This is a genomic window from Shuttleworthella satelles DSM 14600, assembly GCF_000160115.1.
GTDB classification, from domain to species: domain Bacteria; phylum Bacillota; class Clostridia; order Lachnospirales; family Lachnospiraceae; genus Shuttleworthia; species Shuttleworthia satelles.
Genome location: NZ_GG665867.1, coordinates 159,984 through 176,853 on the forward strand (window position 1 = coordinate 159,984; position 16,870 = coordinate 176,853).

Sequence of the window (16,870 nt, forward strand, 5' to 3'; positions counted from 1 at the left end):
ATGAAAGATCTGAAACATATGATTTTCTTCGAGAAAGTCCTCGAAAGCGCCCACAACGACCTGGTCAGACAGGCCCGGGAAAAAGACGGAAAAATTGCCATCGGCTATACCTGCTTCCATATTCCGGAGGCGATTCTGAATCTGCCCGGATGCTTCTCGGTTCGACTCCGCGCTCCTTTTATGGGGTCCACCGACATTGCGACCTATTATCTGGCCAGCAGCTCATGTGAATTCTCCAGGGCGCTTCTGGAACGGGGCATTGAGGGCGGATACCGTTTCCTCGATGCCATTGCGGGCGTGGATATCTGCGAGTGCATGAACCGCTGTTACGAAAACATGGAGCTTCTCGGCTGCGTAGGGGAAGGAAACGACAAATTCTTCCTGTCCTATATTGACGTTCCCGGAAAAGACGAGGAGATTTCGGTCGATCACGTCACAGAGCAGCTGCAGAGGAAACTGCTGAAGCCCCTGCATGTAAACTACGGCATCGACATATCCGATCAGGCTCTGCGCAAAGCGGTCGAAGATCACAATGAAATCTGCGATCTGATCACGGAAATCGGCAACTTCAGAAAGCTGGATCCCGCTCCAATCACGGGAGCTGAATTTCACAAAATCTGTCTTGCCACTTATGTCTGTCCCCAGTATCTGATCAAAGACAAACTCAAGGAGACACTGGAAGAAATCAGGACAAGAGCGGCAGATGAGAAGAAATTCAGGGCAAGGCTTGTAATTGTAGGCGGAGAGATCGACGACCCCGAAATGATTGAGCTCTGCGAGGAAAGCGGAGCGCTGATTGTGGCGGATCGTTTCTGCTATGGTTCCATTCCGGGGAGACAGAGAATCGAACTGAATGACAGGGAAGACGCACTCTCCCAGATTGTAAGGATCAATATCCGGCAGACCTCCTGCCCCAGGTATATTACGGACAATAAGATTCTCTACCGGCAGGAAGAGGCGAAACAGCTGGCCAAAGACTACCACGCAGACGGCATTATCTATGAACAGATGAAGTTCTGTACCTACTGGTCCTATGAGAGAACCCTGCAGAGCCATGTGCTGGCTGAGGAGTACGGGATTCCCACCCTTTCCATTGACAGGCCTTACCGGGCAGGGGCATCCGGTCAGCTCAAGACAAGAGTGCAGGCATTTGTCGAGAGTCTGGAGATCAAACAGATCAAGGCGAGAGCCGCAAAGAGGGAGGCTCAACATGTTCAATAAACGAAAAAGCAGGCTTCCTGCGCTGATGGAATACCTGAGAGGAGCAGCCGCAGACATCCCATATATGGTCAACGATATGAAGGCTGCCGTACCCGTGATCACAAACTACATAAAAGAAAACAAAGAAACCCTGAAGACGCAGGCGGCGGAGGACGCAAGGCACTATCTCAAACCGAGATTCCGCCTTCATATTGAAGGAAAGGGCGACTACTATACGGAGGGCTACCGGTCATTTAATCAAAGAGAATGGAAAGGGGTCAAGGACACCGCCTATGATTTCAGACGATGGCTGAAACTCTACGGCTATATGCTTGCGACCTTAGGCACTCACCCCTATGCCCTCATGAAGGCCTTCATCAGATACCCCTGGATGGCAAGCTATCTCACCGCCGCGAACATGATGGATCGGCACAAGCTCGGTCTCAGAGGCAGGCAGCTTCGATACACGGAAGAACAGTTCTTCGGTGTCATCCACAACTCCGTTGAAGTGATTCTCCACATCATTGAGCGGGACGCCAACCTGCACAGCCCCAACAACAGGAGAGCCGCAAGACTCAGAGATAAGACAGTCATGTTCGACGAAATGACTCCCTCCATTATCATGGCCGGATTTCCGGACCTTGACTGGATTGATGTCGCCATGTCTCCCGTCTGCCTTCCGGGAGAAGTGGATCAGTTTGCCAATATTTACTACGTAGACGCAGCTGAACGGCAGGGACTGGCAGCGGATGTATGTCCCCTCCCCTCCGCGGAAGTAGGATGTGCCATTGTTGATGATTATCCCCGCGTGGGATCCTCCTTTGTGACAAGCTCCATGCCCTGTGACGGCTCCATCGGCGCCGCTCTCTTCACCGGCAGATACTTCCATGATCTTCCGCGATTCGCGCTCACGCCTCCGCAGCGTTTTAACGAGCCCGAGACACTTGCGTATGCGGTGAAAGACGTTCGCAACTGCATCCATTTCATCGAAAGGACCTATGGCGTCAAATGGAACTGGGATCGTTTCTGGGAAAAAGCCAAGGAATACAACCTCACAACGCAGTGCATGCTCGATAAATGGGATGTCAACTGCACGCCCTATCCCCAAGTGACAGGAAGCGCCCTCTCTCTCCAGCGAGAATATGAATTCCAGACTGCGGGATGTCTGGATCCCTATATGACCAGTCAGGATCTTAAGGTCACGGATATGATGCTTCAGGGATACGAAGAAGATAAGCTGGCAGACAGACGCGATTACAAATACCGGGCTATCGTATGGTGCTGTCCCGCCCACTACTATACGCACTTTACGACCTGGGCCGAACAGGTATGGGGGATCAAAACCCTGGTCGATATGGAGAGTATGCTCAGCCACCACTTCTACCACATCGGCGAAAAGGACGCGGCTCTTGCGGATATTGCAATGGCCTATGAACGCATGATGATGCGATCCCACTCTAACGGAGGATACGCAAACGCTCTGGATGAGTGCTGGAAAATGTGTGAGAAATTCAACGCGAACATCGTCATTATGTACGATCACGTATCCTGCAAGAACTTCGGCGGGCTTCACGGCCTCTTCGAAGATCAGGCCCGGGAAAGGGGAATCCATCTGATCTGGGTATCCCATGACCTTATGGATCCGCGCACGGTCTCAAGAAAAGCGATGAGAGATGCCGTCAACAAGTACATGGTCAATGTGTTCCGGGAAACGCCTCTGGATCCGACCTATGCTGACTATTCAGATGAACTCACCTGGTAAGAGAGCAGAAAGGACAAAGTGTCGATATGAAATATTTTGGAGGATGTGACGTAGGCTCAACCTACACAAAGACCGTGATTTTAGACGAACAGGGCAAGATGGTCGCTTCAAATACCATCAAGAGCAAAATCAACAGCCGTGAAAGCGCCGAGCTGAGTTTAAAAAATGCTCTGAATGACGCCGGATTGAAAGAAATCTCAGACCTTTCATACCTGATCGGAACAGGCTACGGAAGAAACAAGGTCCCTCAGGCTCAGGAAAACATCAGTGAGATCAGCTGTCATGCCATGGGCGTTCACATTACGAATCCTGAGGTAGAGGCAATCATTGATATCGGCGGACAGGATGTCAAGGGAATTGCCGTAGACTCCGACGGAACAGTAAAAACCTTCGCGATGAATGACAAGTGCGCGGCCGGAACAGGCAGATTCTTTGAGTCTATGGCGAATGCCTTCGAAGTCTCGCTGGATGAGTTCTCAAAACTGAGTCTTACTGCCAAAAATGTGATTCCCATTACAGCACAGTGCACGGTATTTGCGGAATCCGAAGTCATTACCCTGGTGGGAGAGGGACAACCCAGAGATGAAATCGCGGCCGGAATCCAGCAGGCTGTCGCCAAGCGATGCTTTGTCATGGCGAAAAAGGCAGGCGCAAAGAATTCAATCACTCTCACCGGCGGCTGCGCCAAGAACGAGGGCTTAAAGCGCGCGATTGAGAAGGTTCTGCGGATCAAAGTCATCGACCTGAATATCGATCCTCAGTTGATGGGCGCTCTGGGCGCCGCTGAATTTGCCCGCCAGAAAGGTCTGGACAAGGAACTTCTGTAAATTACGACCGGCGGATCCATTGCAGTTTCCCTGACGACAGATTCGAAGAACCTGCCCGACACATCAATGAGAAAGAAGACGAAATATGAAAGATATCATGCGCAAGTTTGAGATACTTCTGGCAGTCCTCCTGCTTCTCACCGGAATTCTATTCATTGTGTACATCACCAATGCCGATTCAAAGCTGGTTGAATTCATATATGATAAGCTTTGGGAATTCCACCACAATAAAGTGGTTGAGGACAAGATTTAACTATGAATGTTTATGACAGCGTCATCAAAGAGACCCGTGAGCTTCTCTCCTCCTATCAAGCCAGAGAGCTTCCCGTGAGCAAGGGGAAGCCCTGGCCTTTACTCAAAGAAAATGAATTCCTTCTGCAGAGAGATGTCGCCTACGAGCTCGGCATCCGAACCAGGCCCGGTGTCTGCTACAATGCCGTCACCAGCGACAGCGAGCTTCTGGAGCAGGACCGTATTCTCCTCTACGGGAGAGATCTGCCCGAAATAAAGAATGACACGGTCTTCTCCAGAATTACCTTCCTTCATATCGATCCCATCGAGGATCCGAACAAGGCCTATCAGACCGTCAGGAGATTGGACTTCACAAGATTCAAGATCATCCCGAAGGGGTATATGATCCTGTCTTCCAGCATGGAAAACCGCGAGAACATAAGAGTTAGTAAAAAGGCCATCCAGAACGGACTGGACTTCACGACGATCGGAAAGCTTTTTATTGATCATTACAAAAAAGCAGCTCGCGTGAATCGGGCTGAAATCATCTTTATCACAGAAGAATTGAATGCCATCGGACAGCTGGAGAAGGAGGCCCGCAAGATCGAAGAAATCACAGATGCCTTCGACCACATCCTGAAAGGTCTTGTTTCCGACTGTGATCTCTGCCCCCTTCATCCCATCTGTGATGAAGTGGATGAGCTGAGACAACTGCACTTTCTGAATCGTCTGCCATGATTTTCCTACAACTTCCTGCATTCTCCCCTGCGGATTCCATTCTCATTGAAGGCGTCCACACGGACGAAATACTCTCTTCCCTGAATCAAGGCACCGACCCGATGCGTCCCCGCCTCAAAGCAGAGCAGGCTGTGGTAGAGCTTATCCTCGGAATTGCCGAAGAGAATATTGTAGCCTAAGGCATCCTCCTGCTCTTTAATCGCAACCGTCATATCAATGTCAGAATCCCGGTGCGCTGTGAAGTCGGGCACCGCAGGTATTTCTCCCTCTCCTCTTCCAAAAATACGGAGACCAGAGATGCAGGGAGCCTGATCGAAAGGCACCTGTATCTGACTGACGCGAACGTAGCGAAGTTGCAATCCCTCCTCCCGAATCAGAAGGTCATGGGAAAGATCCGTCTTCGCCCGGCTCTTATCCTCAATGACAAACCAGTTCTCTCCATCCAGACTTCCCTCCAGTTTCCACTGCGTGACATGGTCTGCCTCATCAATATAGCGAGCCTGTGAGCCGGGATGAATCTGACCCGGGCAGGGAATATTAATCTTATCATCCGCAAAGTTGATCTGAATGGCATACACCTGGTAAATGCTGCCCAGATCCACTTGCAGCCACTCAGATCGGTCTGCGCTTTTGGCCTGCCACCAGCTTTTAGCGTTCTCCTCACAAGCTAGCTCCGCTCCATGTCCCTCGGTCGAGGATGAGGCACTGGCCCTCTTTCCCAAGCTTAAAAGCATCCAGTCCGGGTCCCTCCAGGGATCTTCAGCGGCGGCTTCAAGAGACATGGGCCAGTCCCCATAGCGCTGATTGCTAAAGAGCTGTCCATTTGCATCAAAGCCAGCCGGCCAGATGCCGATTCTTCGCTCGAAGTCATGGTTGGCAGAGATGCGCATCGTTGCCGTGTGCCAGTAAGCTCCTTTTTTGTCCCGCATAGTTGATCCATGTCCTGCCCCCGGCATAAAGCCGCCCGGCCGATAGGAGTAGGGATTGTTCTCTGCCAGCCAGAAAGGCCCCAGGGGATGATCAGCGACATAGACTCCGTCCGAATAAGTATTGTACTGGGTTCCCGGCGCCGCATACTGCAGGTAGTACCTATCCTGATAACGATCCATCCAGGCACCTTCAATGTAGGGCTTATCTGAGAGCATACCGCGGATCAACGGCTTAACTCCCTCCGGAATCTGATCCTCACAAACCCTACCATTTGCAATAAAGGCCTGATAGCGCCGCTCAATCTCTTCCTCTGAGGCTGGCAGCCTGCTGTTGTTCTCCCCCACCCGCTCATAGCCAATCGTCTCAGGATGTCCCTCAATCAGGGCGACCTTCTCTCCCATAGGCAGCATCGTCTTCGGGTCTAATTCCACGCCATAGATCGGAGTGATATTGGAGCAGCCCCAGTAGAAGTAAACTCTTCCATCCTCATCAACAAAAAGATTGGGATCCCAAAATGGGAAGCTCCCCTCCAGCTTCTCGTAGGGTCCTTCTAAGATGTTCTTCGTTCTCCAGCGGTCGCAGTTCTTCTCCCGATTGGATGCGCAGAAGTAGACATAGTCTCCCATAACCCTCACATCCGGCGCATAGTCATAGAGGGGGAGCTCCTTGGGCAGGGAGTGATATTCCCAGTGGGCCAAATCCTCCGAGACAAGGACACCCAGGGACATGGAGGCGAAGATATAGTAGCGGCCACCAAATAAAATCATAGAAGGATCTGCTGCCTCCCGGCATATCTGAAGCAATCCTCGCTTGCGGGGGTCAGCATTGAACTGATAGCGATAGTTGATATTTAAAGGATTACAGATATAGTGCATGGTCACCTCCATTCTTCCATTTGCTGAGCCACATTACACCTGACCGGGATCTCCTTTATGCAACTGCTCTGTGTAAAATTTTTCCTGCATCTGTGCCTTCTTCTGCGCGATTCTCTTCTGTACCTCAACCATCTGGCTCTTGCCCAGCTTACAGCTGCGCATGGCGATAAGTGTACAGAGGAATCCCAGAATGGCCAATCCATGGCGAAGGAACATGGAGATTCCCAGGACTCCCGGAGTCATCGGATCCGTTGGCTGCGGCATAGTGCTTGTATACCCGATCAAGGCCACACAACCTGTCGCAATCGCTGCTGAAAAAGAAGATACCAGCTTATCTACAAGGCTGTATGTACCGGTGACAACAGCCGGAATATACTTGCCGCTTCGATCCAATTCAAAATCAATAATATCTGCCATGAACGCAGCATTTGCCGTTGTAATCCCCATAGCAAAGCCATTCGTCAGGAAAGTCAGAATGACAAAGAGACATTTAAAGATCATCTGTTGGGAAATCACCCGCGTCCCCACCGTCATATAGGTGGCAACGAAGAAGACGATCATTGCGATATTAGCCAGAATACAGACCCGCGTCCAGGTAATGATGGACTCCTTATTACCGTGCTTGCCGGCATAGTGCGCTCCATACATGGCAAAGAGGATGGAAGGAAGCATCCCGATCACGCCCAGGGTGGTTGCAAGTCCCATATCTCCAATCAGAATACCGTTAACCATGGTTCCCACAATAGAGACAGAAGCTGCCTGCTGGGCGATCTTGTCAGAGGAGGCAGAGATGATGTAGCTCTGCAGAGGTTTGTTGTGTCCCAGAACATCCAGCATATCCTTAAGTCTAAGTTTCTCTGTCTTTCCGATTCCCTTGAAGTTTTCCGGTTTATCATAGGCGGAGATGCCGATGCAGACCAGGGCAACCCCAACGAAGGAGATGGCAACGCAGAGCCAGGTAACCGCATTCAGGAAATTCTGATTGAACTTGCCTCCCATTGCCGGCAGAATTCTGGTATAAACCACAATATTTAAAGCCATAGGAGTGAGATAGTTGAGTACAGTCTGCCACACGCCGACCGTGGGACGCTGTCTGGGGTCATTGGTCATCAGGGCGGGCAGGGTCTGTGCCGTCATATTGACAATGGTATAGCCGATAACATAGAGCATATAGAAAGCCAGGAATACCGGTATCCCGTGACCCTTGCCGGAAAAGAAATGAAAAAGGCAGAGCAGACCCGTACTCTGAATTGTCCAGCCGATCAGCATCAGGGGCCGGACCTTGCCAAAGGGTGACTGAAAGCGATCATAGACGAAGGCCAACAGCGGATCTGTGATCGCATCAAAGATCCGTGTAAAAGTCAAAAGCCCTCCGACCACAAGCGTTGCGATCCCATAACCGATACTGGCAGAGTAGCTCGATAATCCGATCAAAAAATAGACTGCCATTCCGTTGAACGCATTAAAGGCCACCAAAATGATCTGCCAGAGCTTGGCTCTTCTGTACTGAACTCCATCCACCTGGCTCTGTGATAGCTTCTCCATTGTTCCTACCTCCCTTTTCTTCGTTTGTAAGTTTATAGCCGGGTATTCTCTACAAAAACACCCCAACCTGAACTCCCCAATCTGACACTCACGCTATTTCCCAAAATATCTTTTTGTTCTCTTTCAGATACATGATATGATAGAAGTTCAAAGGGGCAAAGCTATTCATTCGGGAAAAATGATACTGATTCCGGGACTTCCTGACATCCCCTGGCACAAAATACGAAAAAGATCACTGAGGATTCACTACAAATGGAAGATACACGGATCACAGCCACAGAGAAAAATCTGATTTTCCTGCACTCGGTCATTCCGGCCGCAGAGAAATTCTATCTCTGGTGCTTTGGCCGGGATGGAAGGTGCCTTAGCTCCACCTGTCCCGCAGAGGTTCGCCCTCTCTTAGAGACTCTCTTTCGCAGCTTAGGCGGACTTGATCAGGCAGTCGCTTATGCCGCTTTGGACAAGAGGATTCCCCTGCTGATCAGTTCCTCCCTTGGCATGCAGTGGGCCGTCACCTGCGAGACAGAACGGGGATCCGATCTTCTCTTCGTTATGGGTCCCGTCTTCTACAGCAGTCCCCGCAAAGAGCAGATTCAGACCGCCATGCGCAGTCCTGATCATGGCGTCCGCCAGCTGCGGCTGGAAAGAATGCTCCTCTCCCATCTCTCCAGCTTGCCTGTCCTTCCCTACGCTGTCTTCATCCGCTACGTTATCATGGTCCATAATATGCTGACCAAAGAACAGCTGGACATCTCAGTCTTCCGTCCGAAAGGAAGTAAATGCCAGGAGCCCTCTCCCAGTCATAACCACGACCGCAGCAAGATATACCTGGCAGAGCAGGCTCTGCTGAGAATGGTACGTGAAGGGGATATCAACTATGAGGGGTTTTTGATCCAGAGTCTTACCATGAGTTCCGGCGTTCCTCTGCCAGACGCCATACAGCAGACCAGGGCAAATATTATTATCTTTACCACCCTTGTCAGCCGCGCCGCCATGGAAGGAGGGCTTCACCCGGAGATCGCCTATCCTCTAGGTGACTCATACATCGCCGCCGCCCTTAGAAGCAGGGACTTCGGAGAACTCAGCGCTCTAGCTGCGACCATGTACCACGACTTTATTTGCCGGGTTCACCAGAACAAGACCAATCCTCATTACTCCACTGCCATCCAGAAATGCTGCGACTACATTGCTCTGAGCTTGGGCAAAGCCATCCGGATCTCTGACCTGGCCGCCCTGACCGGCTACAGCAATTACTATCTGACAGAGAAATTCAAGAAGGAGACCGGACTTCCCCTCTTCCTTTACATCCGCCGGGCCAAGATTGCGCGGGCCAAGCTTCTTCTTGAGACCAGTGATCTGAGCGTCAGGAGCATCTCCGAGCAGCTGGCTTTCCGCACGCCCAACTATTTCATCAAATGCTTTCGGAATGAGGCGGGCACTACCCCCGCCCAGTACCGGAAACTGTATTCTGCACGCAGTTCCATTCATGGTAATCAGATGTTCGCGGAATAAATCTCTGATTACTCATGGCATTGACCATTGCTGAAGAATGCCATCACAGCCTGCGCGATTATGGCTCACAAGCAATCAAAGCCTGTGAACACAATGTTGTAATCCCCTTCCTGATCCCGTATAAATAAAGTTGACACTTTTCTGCACCGAAGAGAAACTTCTCGCTTTTCCAATCAATCATTGCTCTATCGGTGCTGTACGGGCTGTCTTTGATCGTTTAGAGAGATGAATGGGAATCTTTCATTTCCAGGAGCAATTTCAAATATGTCTTGACTGACCTCGGAAGTGAATTGGTGATCTGGAAACTTTAGAAACCCGAGTCGATGGTATCCAGTCTTCCAGCATCTACTTCTGTGATCCTATGAGAAGTGGTCAAAAGGGTGTCCTCGAACAGGCGCACACCATACTTCGAGATGTCCTGCTAAAAGGAGCCCGCATTGAATATCTCACGCAGACAGACGTAAAACGCATCGTAAACCATATGAACTCAACACCTAGAGCGAGTCTTAATAATCGCACGCCTTACGATGTCGCTTTATCAATTGGCCATGATTTTCTGAGCGCCATATAGGAAATCAAAAAGTTTGCAAGCCAGCCGGCCGGTACAGCAAGCCAGACAAACGCAATGCCAAAACGCGGTGCAAAGATCAAAGCAACCGACAAGCGAACAGCAAGGTTTACCATATTTGCAACGAGAAACGGACGCATGATCCCGAGTCCACGAATGACTCCGTCTGTTGCCATTTTGATACCCATGAAGATGAAAAAATAGCCGAGCCATCTCATATAATCACCGGATACCTGATATGCGAGGGCCGTTCCATCTTTCCCCAGGAATAGCGAAGAGATTTGCGTGTGCAGTGTTTCAATGATTATAAAGGCAAGGATTGCAAAACATATGTCTAATACCAGTGCAGCGTGGTAACCCTTTTTGATCCGCCCGGTTTTCCTTGCTCCAAGATTCTGGGAAACATATGGCGAAACGGCATTACCAATGGATACAAACATCAGTGAAAAAACATTCTCTACCCTCATCGTCGCCGCATAACCTGCAAGTGCCTGTGTTCCGAAGGGATTCACAACTGCCTGTACTATCATCATACCGACTGACACTGTGGACTGCTGGAGAACCGACGGAACGGCAATTTGAAGCATTGAATGTAATTCCTGCCTGACAAACCAGTTAAAATGACCTTTATATTGCCGAATCCGATAAACGAAAAGCAAAAGCGAAAATACTGCGGAAATTCCTTGCGCAATAAGGGTTGCAAGCGCTGCACCGAGCACGCCAAGACCAAGGCCGGCCACCATCCAAAGATCCATAAAAATATTTAAAACAGATGAGAATATCAGAAGGCCCAACGGAATTTTTGATTCTCCGATTGAAGTAAACATTGATGCTGTATAAATAAAGTTGACATCTTATTCTCAAGGATTTCATTATAATTATAAGAGAATAAGGAGGCGTTTACGGTGGCAACTAACAGACAGTACGATCAGGAGTACAAAATCCAGGCAGTTAAGCTGGCAAAAGAGATTGGCCAGGCAAAAGCTGCACGTGAACTAGGCATCCCCAAAAACACGCTCTATACATGGATACGCGCTAATAGGCTCGGAAATCTGGATCTTGGAGCGGGATCCCAGACCCCCAAAAGTGCTATGACCCTGAATGAGGAGCTGATCACCTTACGTAAGCAGGTCAAAGATCAGGATAAGGAAATTCGCCGTCTTAAAGAAGAAAACGAGTTCCTGGAGGAAGCCAGCGCTTTTTTTGCCGCGAGCCGTCTGAAGTCAGCAAAAATGAAAGACTGAAATATATCACTGTTAAGACAGAAGGCGGCATGATTAAAGGGAAACTTACATTCTACTGTCGGATGCTCCATGTGAGCCGCCAGGCATTCTATAAATACCTGCAACGTAAGGATCGGCCTTGGAAATATCAGAAGCTGGCCGATGCTATGCGGGATATCCTAAAGGAAGATGAATGTAATGATACCTATGGTCGTTCCAGGATGCGCGACGCTCTTCTGCAGAAGAAGCCGAAGGATATCGATATCCCGAGTGAGCGGACCGTCTATCGAGTAATGGAAGAAATCGGCATCAGTCATCGTCCAAAGCGTAAGCCAAATGGAATAACGAAAGCCGACAAGGCTGCTCGTAAATCGGATGATCTGCTCAAGCGGGATTTCAGGTCAACAGAGCCACTGACAAAATGTGTTACGGACATAACCGAAATCAAGGCAAGTGATGGTAGACTCTATGTTTCTGCTATGTTTGACTGCTTCGATCTGGCTGTCTTAGGACTGGCAATGGCTACCAACATGAAGGCCCCGTTGTGTGCCCGAACCCTGAGGAATGCTCATAAGGCTTACCCGGAGATCAAGGTGCGATCTGCCATAGCGATCGCGGAGTACAGTACACCAGTGATTGCTACCGTAGAGCCGTCCAGGACTGCCATATAACACAGAGCATGAACAGTGATGGTGGCCGTTGCCATGATAATGCTCGTTGCGAGAGCATGTGGGCGAGAATGAAAATCTGAACTCTTATATGATCGCTATGATACCGAGAAGATGACTGTAACAGAGCTAAAAGAGCTTATCTGGCGTTACTACATGAGCTACTGGAATAACCGTCGAATCTGTTCCGCAAATGATGGCCTTCCACCCATGGTCAAGAGACAACAATACTATTCATCTTTACAGGAATCAGCTTAGGGTTGTAAATCCTTGAGGAAAATCTGTCAACCATTATTGACAATATCACATGGTTGAAAGTATGTTGTACATAAATAAAAAAGGGAATCCCACAAAATATACACGCAAATACAGCACTGCTTCATCCAGTATATCAGCAGGTGTTTCTAATAAGTTCATCATCAAATGAGAAAAACAAAAGCCAAAAGCGCCCAGGATTATACTTAGAAATAAAAAGCTAATCAATGATGTTGATACGATTGTTTTCATTTTGCTGTAATTTCTGGCGCCGAAATATCGACTCACAAGCACACCCGCACCCACACCGGCACCTAGTGCCACACAAATAAAAACATTCGTAAGTGCGGCACAAGCACCAACAGCCGCAAGTGCTGAGGATCCAACAAACTGACCGACTATGATTGAATCCGTCATATTATATACTTGCTGAAAGAAGCTGCCGAGAATCAGGGGCATTGCAAAAACAGTCAGTGCTTTCAGTGGTGTGTCTGTGATTAAATACTCGTCTTTTGACATTATTATGTCCTTCTAAAATCTACTCAAAAGCTCCTTCTTTTGTCTCGTAGATTGTCTTCCTGTCAACCGGATAGACAGCAGACAGCCCTTGGTACTATTATTCTTCACTTCATTCTTTTCATCCATGCCGTCTTTCTTGAATCGGCGGCTCCTTTCCCATATACTGAACCGCTATCCTGTTTTCCGGGTGAACATCAGTCAGATATAATATGATGAGGAATACCCATTCCAGAGGCTTCATCAAAATATAGACCAGATCCGCAACCCAGCTCTTCCGGATCATTTTCGCAATTGGAAATCCATAGCGATCATAAAAAGCTCTTACCGCTTTATGAAAATGTGGCGTCTTCTCTTCCAACACCTGCTCGAAGGCATTTGCAACGCATAGCTGCCGGTTTACGATCACCGGATGCCCATGTCGAACGCCCATCCGGATCGGTTTCACAATCTTCTGATGACCACCTGCAGCCACCGTGCACAGGTAATGTTCATCGTGGAAGATATTCTGCGGTGCCTGCTTTGTGGAAAGTCTCCAGTCTGCAGTCTCCGTCCATGCCTTGATGACTGAATCCGGAGCCTGTCCGAACAGCATAAGAATTGCGATGAGGATTCCAAGAAGAGGCAGTACCAGAATCAGCCCCCATAATGGCCAGAATGATGCTTTCGACAACAACCCGTCCATTGTATTTAAAATTCGGTTCTGGTGGATTTTCCTCTTTTCCATGGGGAGCACTTCCCACTCACGGACCCTTGCAAGAATCGTTCTTGCACACATCAGCACCAGACTAGCAGGCCAGATCAGAAGCATAAAAGCCAGATCATCACCTTGTACTCCAATGACCTGAACCGAAAATACAATCAGTTCAACAATACCAAGATACATGGCAGAGATAGATATGACCGCCATCAGCGGCGGCATTTTTTTCATTGGCCTGAAGCTCAGGTAGTAGTATCCGACAATCGCCAGAACAGCAATCAAGAAAATAATCGGCCAGGACCCAGTATATACCGGCGTATGCTTCTCCCCATTGGTAAGCTGAATCATCCAGTCCGACCCGGTCGCACCAATAAGTCTCACATATATATATTCCAGAAGCATTACATACCATAGAGCCACCTGATCAACCTGCCATGCACACGGGCTCTCTTTGTTCATGGCAGCCAGGATCAGGTACGTGACTTCCATTACAAGGATCAGAAAGGGATAAAAAATGCATGCACTTACAACCAGCGAAAACAGGAAGGCTAACACAATCTCATCTGCCCGGACTTTACCTGATACCATAATCACCAGAAAAATTATGCATCCGACAACTATTGAGCATAGAACACTAAAGCGAAATGGATGTTCTTTTATTAGGGACTTCAACATACGTTAATTCTCATCTTTCCATTATAGTTCATCAGATCCGACCAGTGATTCGCCGGATGGTAGTAATCAAAAAAGGCGATCTGTTCCAGTGACTCTGCGCGCTGCTGATCCGTCAGTTTTGCCTTATACCTGGTGACTTCGTTTGCATCCGTATGCCAGCTCCCTCAATTTGGCCGTTGCTTGCTTATAATATCAGTGCAGCGATAATCTTGCTCCTTAGTGTACCTCATCTATTCTCACAAGGGTATCATGATATCCAGGTTTTTGTTCGCATTGTAGGGTTACAATTGATGTGAGACCATACGATATACAAAAAGCGGTTGAGCCTTTCAGATATTAATCACCACAAAAAACATCGAAAGGAGCTTCAACCACCATGAATAATATAGCACACTCGAAACGGTATGATGCCGTTGACTGCCGGATCCGGTTTCTGGCCCTCTTTAACCGGTTCTTCACTCCGTCGTAAGTGCAGTCCGTCTCATCTGCCAGTTTCAGAAGATTGTGTGACCCATTCAAATAAGAATCCAGAACTTTGAAATCCGACCAGGGCAGCGTTTTAATCTGAGCCCTTACCAGAAAATAGTCATTGTGCATTTCCCGGATCACTTCCGCTTCTCTTCTGTATTGCTCCGGACACTCAATCCCCTTCAGCTCCTCGTCAAGATTTCCTGTTTTAATTGCCTCCAAAAGCATAACCCTGTCAATTGCTTCATTTGCTGTAGGATCACTGATGCCGGTTTTCTGTACTCTTACTCCAAGATCCCCATGCTTCTGCGTCTTGCCGCCCGCCGGTCATTGAGGATCAAATACTTCAGGCTCTCTTCGAAGCTGTCCATGATCTCAAGGAAATTCGGATAATTATCCAGGATGATCTCTATCTTCCCCTTCATGTCTGCCATGGCGTATTTTTCTACGATTCTGATTGCTCCATCTGCCATCTCCATCCTCCTGTCTCTGATGTAGTGACACCGAAGCTGCTCGCTGCTTCATGTCTGTATCTCTCTGACATGATCTATATTAAGTTATCTTCCGATATTTCTCGTTCCCTAATCCGTGAACCCGGGTTCACAAAATCCGAACATAGAAAAAGGGCCCGGTCATTACGACCAGACCCAGACAGATTCCTGTATTTCACTAATCGAGCATTAAGTTTGCATTATTATCCGATTCTTTGGACAGATGCCCTTTTGATTACAGCAAATCGAATAACTTTACTATGCTGTCCATGACTTTCTCATAGGAAATATCTGCTACATAGCTATATTTCCTGCAATAGGCTTCCCATAATTTTCTGAGGTTTCCATCGTCCCGGATTCCTTGAATGATTTTCTGACCGGCATGGATAAGTCCGACAGTCTCTCGTTTGCGGCATGTTGCGGCAAACGCTTCCCTAAATACATCAATATCCACGTCTCTTCCATAACACAGAAGCAGCGTGTAAACATCATAGAAATCTCTCATCCTGGTATTTAAGACACCTCGAACAAGGATTGTCTGAAGTTTTTCACCAAGCACTGTTTCCAGGTTATAAGACAAAAGGCGAATTGAGCGATCTTCCAGCAATAATTTGTACTGATACTCTATAACCCTTGGCGTAATGGCATCACCTGTCGATATATCGATCTTGATTGGTGTGATCATCCCATCTGAGATGGCATCTGCAGCCAGTCGAATTCCCGGATACTCCATGTCATCCATGATCCGTTCTGCATGTTTGATCTCAAATGTAACCCCATCGTCCAAATTTATCTCACCAATTTCTTTCACTATCTGGAGGGCATCATTTTCAGTCAAATTAAAATTTCGTATCGACGTGTCAATGTCCATAGTGGATCGCTGAGCTATTCCCAGCATAGAAGTGACCAAGATCCCTCCCTTAATAACAAAGTCGTCTGCGTAAGGAGATCTGGATATTCTTTCCAGAAAACGCTCCATCATGTATAAACGCATTAGAGTTCTTGCATCGGCATTTTTGTTTTTTGCCAGGCTTTTGATTTTCCCTTTAAGCTGTGCCTGCGTTAACATATTAAAGCATTACCTCCATATACTCCCTTACCTTCGCATCAACATGAAATGCTTTTGCATACCCCATTAATTTGTTAAGATCCTTATTCTTATTTCTGATATATGACTGCAGGGCCATCTGATAATCCTGGATTTCAAACCGGCTCCTGTTTCGTATCAAATCGCAGATTGTCCGGTCCATATCGTACATCGGGATATTATGTCCAAATGACGTTGAAACAACTATCTTCCCCAAACCCAGAAGTTCTTTCTTGACGGTAAAGACTTTTATTCCACCCCTTGTGAGTCTGGATGTACTGTATCCTGTATAAACCGTAATTGTTCTCTGCAAAGGCTCTCTGTCAATTAATCCGTAATGGTACAGTGCTTCATCATGCGAAATAACCCCCTTGGGGCAGCGCAGAGACAAAATATACAGTTCATCAGCCCAGGCAGTGGGCGAGACATAAATTCCCTGCCCTACCTTTTCAAAAGAGTTTTTTTCAAGGAAGGCATATAATGCGTATTTGCTGATTCCTGACTCCTCTGCATCTCTGGTTAAAATAACTCCAGAGGGATCAACCAGTTGCTCAATTGATTTCATGTGTATCACCAACTTTCGTGCTAATATCATATCT

At 48.1% G+C, this 16,870-nt stretch carries 14 protein-coding genes and 3 pseudogenes; 8 read left to right on the forward strand and 9 right to left on the reverse strand.

Features of this window, described 5'->3' with window-relative positions; genetic code table 11:
* From GCWU000342_RS07505 to GCWU000342_RS07520, 5 genes are all read left to right on the forward strand, one after another.
* On the forward strand, window positions 1-1,221 hold the full coding sequence (locus tag GCWU000342_RS07505) for a 2-hydroxyacyl-CoA dehydratase family protein (RefSeq protein ID WP_006906774.1): 1,221 nt from the start codon (window positions 1-3) through the stop codon (window positions 1,219-1,221).
* Entirely contained in the window at window positions 1,211-2,962 is a 1,752-nt protein-coding gene (locus tag GCWU000342_RS07510; protein WP_006906775.1) for a 2-hydroxyacyl-CoA dehydratase family protein, read from the forward strand. Before GCWU000342_RS07505 ends, GCWU000342_RS07510 begins: the two co-directional genes overlap by 11 nt.
* A 26-nt stretch (window positions 2,963-2,988) precedes the next feature.
* Window positions 2,989-3,789: an acyl-CoA dehydratase activase gene (locus GCWU000342_RS07515; RefSeq protein ID WP_006906776.1), complete on the forward strand. Its 801-nt coding sequence runs from the start codon at window positions 2,989-2,991 to the stop codon at window positions 3,787-3,789.
* 85 nt (window positions 3,790-3,874) lie between these two features.
* Window positions 3,875-4,042 (forward strand): hypothetical protein, encoded by a 168-nt coding sequence (locus GCWU000342_RS10660; protein ID WP_006906777.1) that lies wholly within the window; start codon window positions 3,875-3,877, stop codon window positions 4,040-4,042.
* Between the two features lie 2 nt (window positions 4,043-4,044).
* Window positions 4,045-4,758, forward strand: coding sequence for a hypothetical protein (locus GCWU000342_RS07520; RefSeq protein WP_006906778.1), 714 nt, complete (start codon window positions 4,045-4,047; stop codon window positions 4,756-4,758).
* Between the two features lie 5 nt (window positions 4,759-4,763).
* Here GCWU000342_RS07520 and GCWU000342_RS07525 read toward each other — a convergent pair whose 3' ends face one another.
* A complete protein-coding gene (locus GCWU000342_RS07525; RefSeq protein WP_006906779.1) occupies window positions 4,764-6,575 on the reverse strand; it encodes a family 43 glycosylhydrolase in 1,812 nt (603 codons plus the stop codon).
* 21 nt (window positions 6,576-6,596) lie between these two features.
* Window positions 6,597-8,108, reverse strand: a complete 1,512-nt coding sequence (locus GCWU000342_RS07530) for an MFS transporter (protein ID WP_006906780.1) — start codon at window positions 8,106-8,108, stop codon at window positions 6,597-6,599.
* A 252-nt stretch (window positions 8,109-8,360) separates the two neighbouring features.
* Between GCWU000342_RS07530 and GCWU000342_RS07535 the strand changes: the two genes are divergently transcribed.
* Window positions 8,361-9,620, forward strand: a complete 1,260-nt coding sequence (locus tag GCWU000342_RS07535; RefSeq protein WP_049921663.1) for a helix-turn-helix transcriptional regulator — start codon at window positions 8,361-8,363, stop codon at window positions 9,618-9,620.
* A gap of 522 nt (window positions 9,621-10,142) precedes the next feature.
* Here GCWU000342_RS07535 and GCWU000342_RS07540 read toward each other — a convergent pair.
* Window positions 10,143-11,018 (reverse strand): annotated as a pseudogene (locus GCWU000342_RS07540) (MATE family efflux transporter); the annotation flags it as partial.
* A 75-nt stretch (window positions 11,019-11,093) separates the two neighbouring features.
* Here GCWU000342_RS07540 and GCWU000342_RS07545 point away from each other — a divergent pair.
* Together GCWU000342_RS07545 and GCWU000342_RS07550 are read left to right on the forward strand one after the other, a co-directional pair.
* The gene (locus tag GCWU000342_RS07545) at window positions 11,094-11,432 is read left to right on the forward strand and encodes a transposase (RefSeq protein ID WP_006905209.1); all 339 of its coding nucleotides are present in this window, start codon (window positions 11,094-11,096) and stop codon (window positions 11,430-11,432) included.
* Between the two features lie 29 nt (window positions 11,433-11,461).
* Window positions 11,462-12,337 (forward strand): annotated as a pseudogene (locus GCWU000342_RS07550) (IS3 family transposase).
* Window positions 12,338-12,385: 48 nt separating this feature from the next.
* On the opposite strand, the pseudogene GCWU000342_RS07555 reads toward GCWU000342_RS07550, so the two are convergent.
* The 6 genes and pseudogenes from GCWU000342_RS07555 to GCWU000342_RS07580 all read right to left on the reverse strand — a co-directional run.
* Window positions 12,386-12,853: pseudogene (locus GCWU000342_RS07555) on the reverse strand (MATE family efflux transporter); the annotation flags it as partial.
* Window positions 12,854-12,971: 118 nt separating this feature from the next.
* A complete protein-coding gene (locus GCWU000342_RS07560; protein ID WP_006906788.1) occupies window positions 12,972-14,225 on the reverse strand; it encodes a DUF6688 domain-containing protein in 1,254 nt (417 codons plus the stop codon).
* Window positions 14,226-14,561: 336 nt separating this feature from the next.
* On the reverse strand, window positions 14,562-14,915 hold the full coding sequence (locus tag GCWU000342_RS07565) for a hypothetical protein (RefSeq protein ID WP_156784530.1): 354 nt from the start codon (window positions 14,913-14,915) through the stop codon (window positions 14,562-14,564).
* A 62-nt stretch (window positions 14,916-14,977) separates the two neighbouring features.
* Window positions 14,978-15,166 carry a hypothetical protein gene (locus tag GCWU000342_RS07570; RefSeq protein ID WP_045000886.1) on the reverse strand — a complete coding sequence of 63 codons (189 nt, stop codon included), beginning with the start codon at window positions 15,164-15,166 and terminating at the stop codon, window positions 14,978-14,980.
* 253 nt (window positions 15,167-15,419) lie between these two features.
* Window positions 15,420-16,253, reverse strand: a complete 834-nt coding sequence (locus GCWU000342_RS07575; RefSeq protein WP_006906792.1) for a nucleotidyl transferase AbiEii/AbiGii toxin family protein — start codon at window positions 16,251-16,253, stop codon at window positions 15,420-15,422.
* 1 nt (window position 16,254) lies between these two features.
* Window positions 16,255-16,836 carry a type IV toxin-antitoxin system AbiEi family antitoxin domain-containing protein gene (locus GCWU000342_RS07580; protein WP_045001100.1) on the reverse strand — a complete coding sequence of 194 codons (582 nt, stop codon included), beginning with the start codon at window positions 16,834-16,836 and terminating at the stop codon, window positions 16,255-16,257.
* Window positions 16,837-16,870: the final 34 nt, after the last annotated feature.

What these genes read in the sequence shown, in the direction of transcription:
- GCWU000342_RS10660 (WP_006906777.1), top strand. Translation starts at nt 3,875, where the DNA reads ATGAAAGATATCATGCGCAAGTTTGAGATACTTCTGGCAGTCCTCCTG.
- GCWU000342_RS07525 (WP_006906779.1), bottom strand. Translation starts at nt 6,575, where the DNA reads ATGGAGGTGACCATGCACTATATCTGTAATCCTTTAAATATCAACTAT.
- GCWU000342_RS07575 (WP_006906792.1), bottom strand. Translation starts at nt 16,253, where the DNA reads ATGTTAACGCAGGCACAGCTTAAAGGGAAAATCAAAAGCCTGGCAAAA.
- GCWU000342_RS07535 (WP_049921663.1), top strand. Translation starts at nt 8,361, where the DNA reads ATGGAAGATACACGGATCACAGCCACAGAGAAAAATCTGATTTTCCTG.
- GCWU000342_RS07520 (WP_006906778.1), top strand. Translation starts at nt 4,045, where the DNA reads ATGAATGTTTATGACAGCGTCATCAAAGAGACCCGTGAGCTTCTCTCC.
- GCWU000342_RS07570 (WP_045000886.1), bottom strand. Translation starts at nt 15,166, where the DNA reads ATGGCAGATGGAGCAATCAGAATCGTAGAAAAATACGCCATGGCAGAC.
- GCWU000342_RS07580 (WP_045001100.1), bottom strand. Translation starts at nt 16,836, where the DNA reads ATGAAATCAATTGAGCAACTGGTTGATCCCTCTGGAGTTATTTTAACC.
- GCWU000342_RS07505 (WP_006906774.1), top strand. Translation starts at nt 1, where the DNA reads ATGAAAGATCTGAAACATATGATTTTCTTCGAGAAAGTCCTCGAAAGC.
- GCWU000342_RS07510 (WP_006906775.1), top strand. Translation starts at nt 1,211, where the DNA reads ATGTTCAATAAACGAAAAAGCAGGCTTCCTGCGCTGATGGAATACCTG.
- GCWU000342_RS07530 (WP_006906780.1), bottom strand. Translation starts at nt 8,108, where the DNA reads ATGGAGAAGCTATCACAGAGCCAGGTGGATGGAGTTCAGTACAGAAGA.
- GCWU000342_RS07515 (WP_006906776.1), top strand. Translation starts at nt 2,989, where the DNA reads ATGAAATATTTTGGAGGATGTGACGTAGGCTCAACCTACACAAAGACC.
- GCWU000342_RS07560 (WP_006906788.1), bottom strand. Translation starts at nt 14,225, where the DNA reads ATGTTGAAGTCCCTAATAAAAGAACATCCATTTCGCTTTAGTGTTCTA.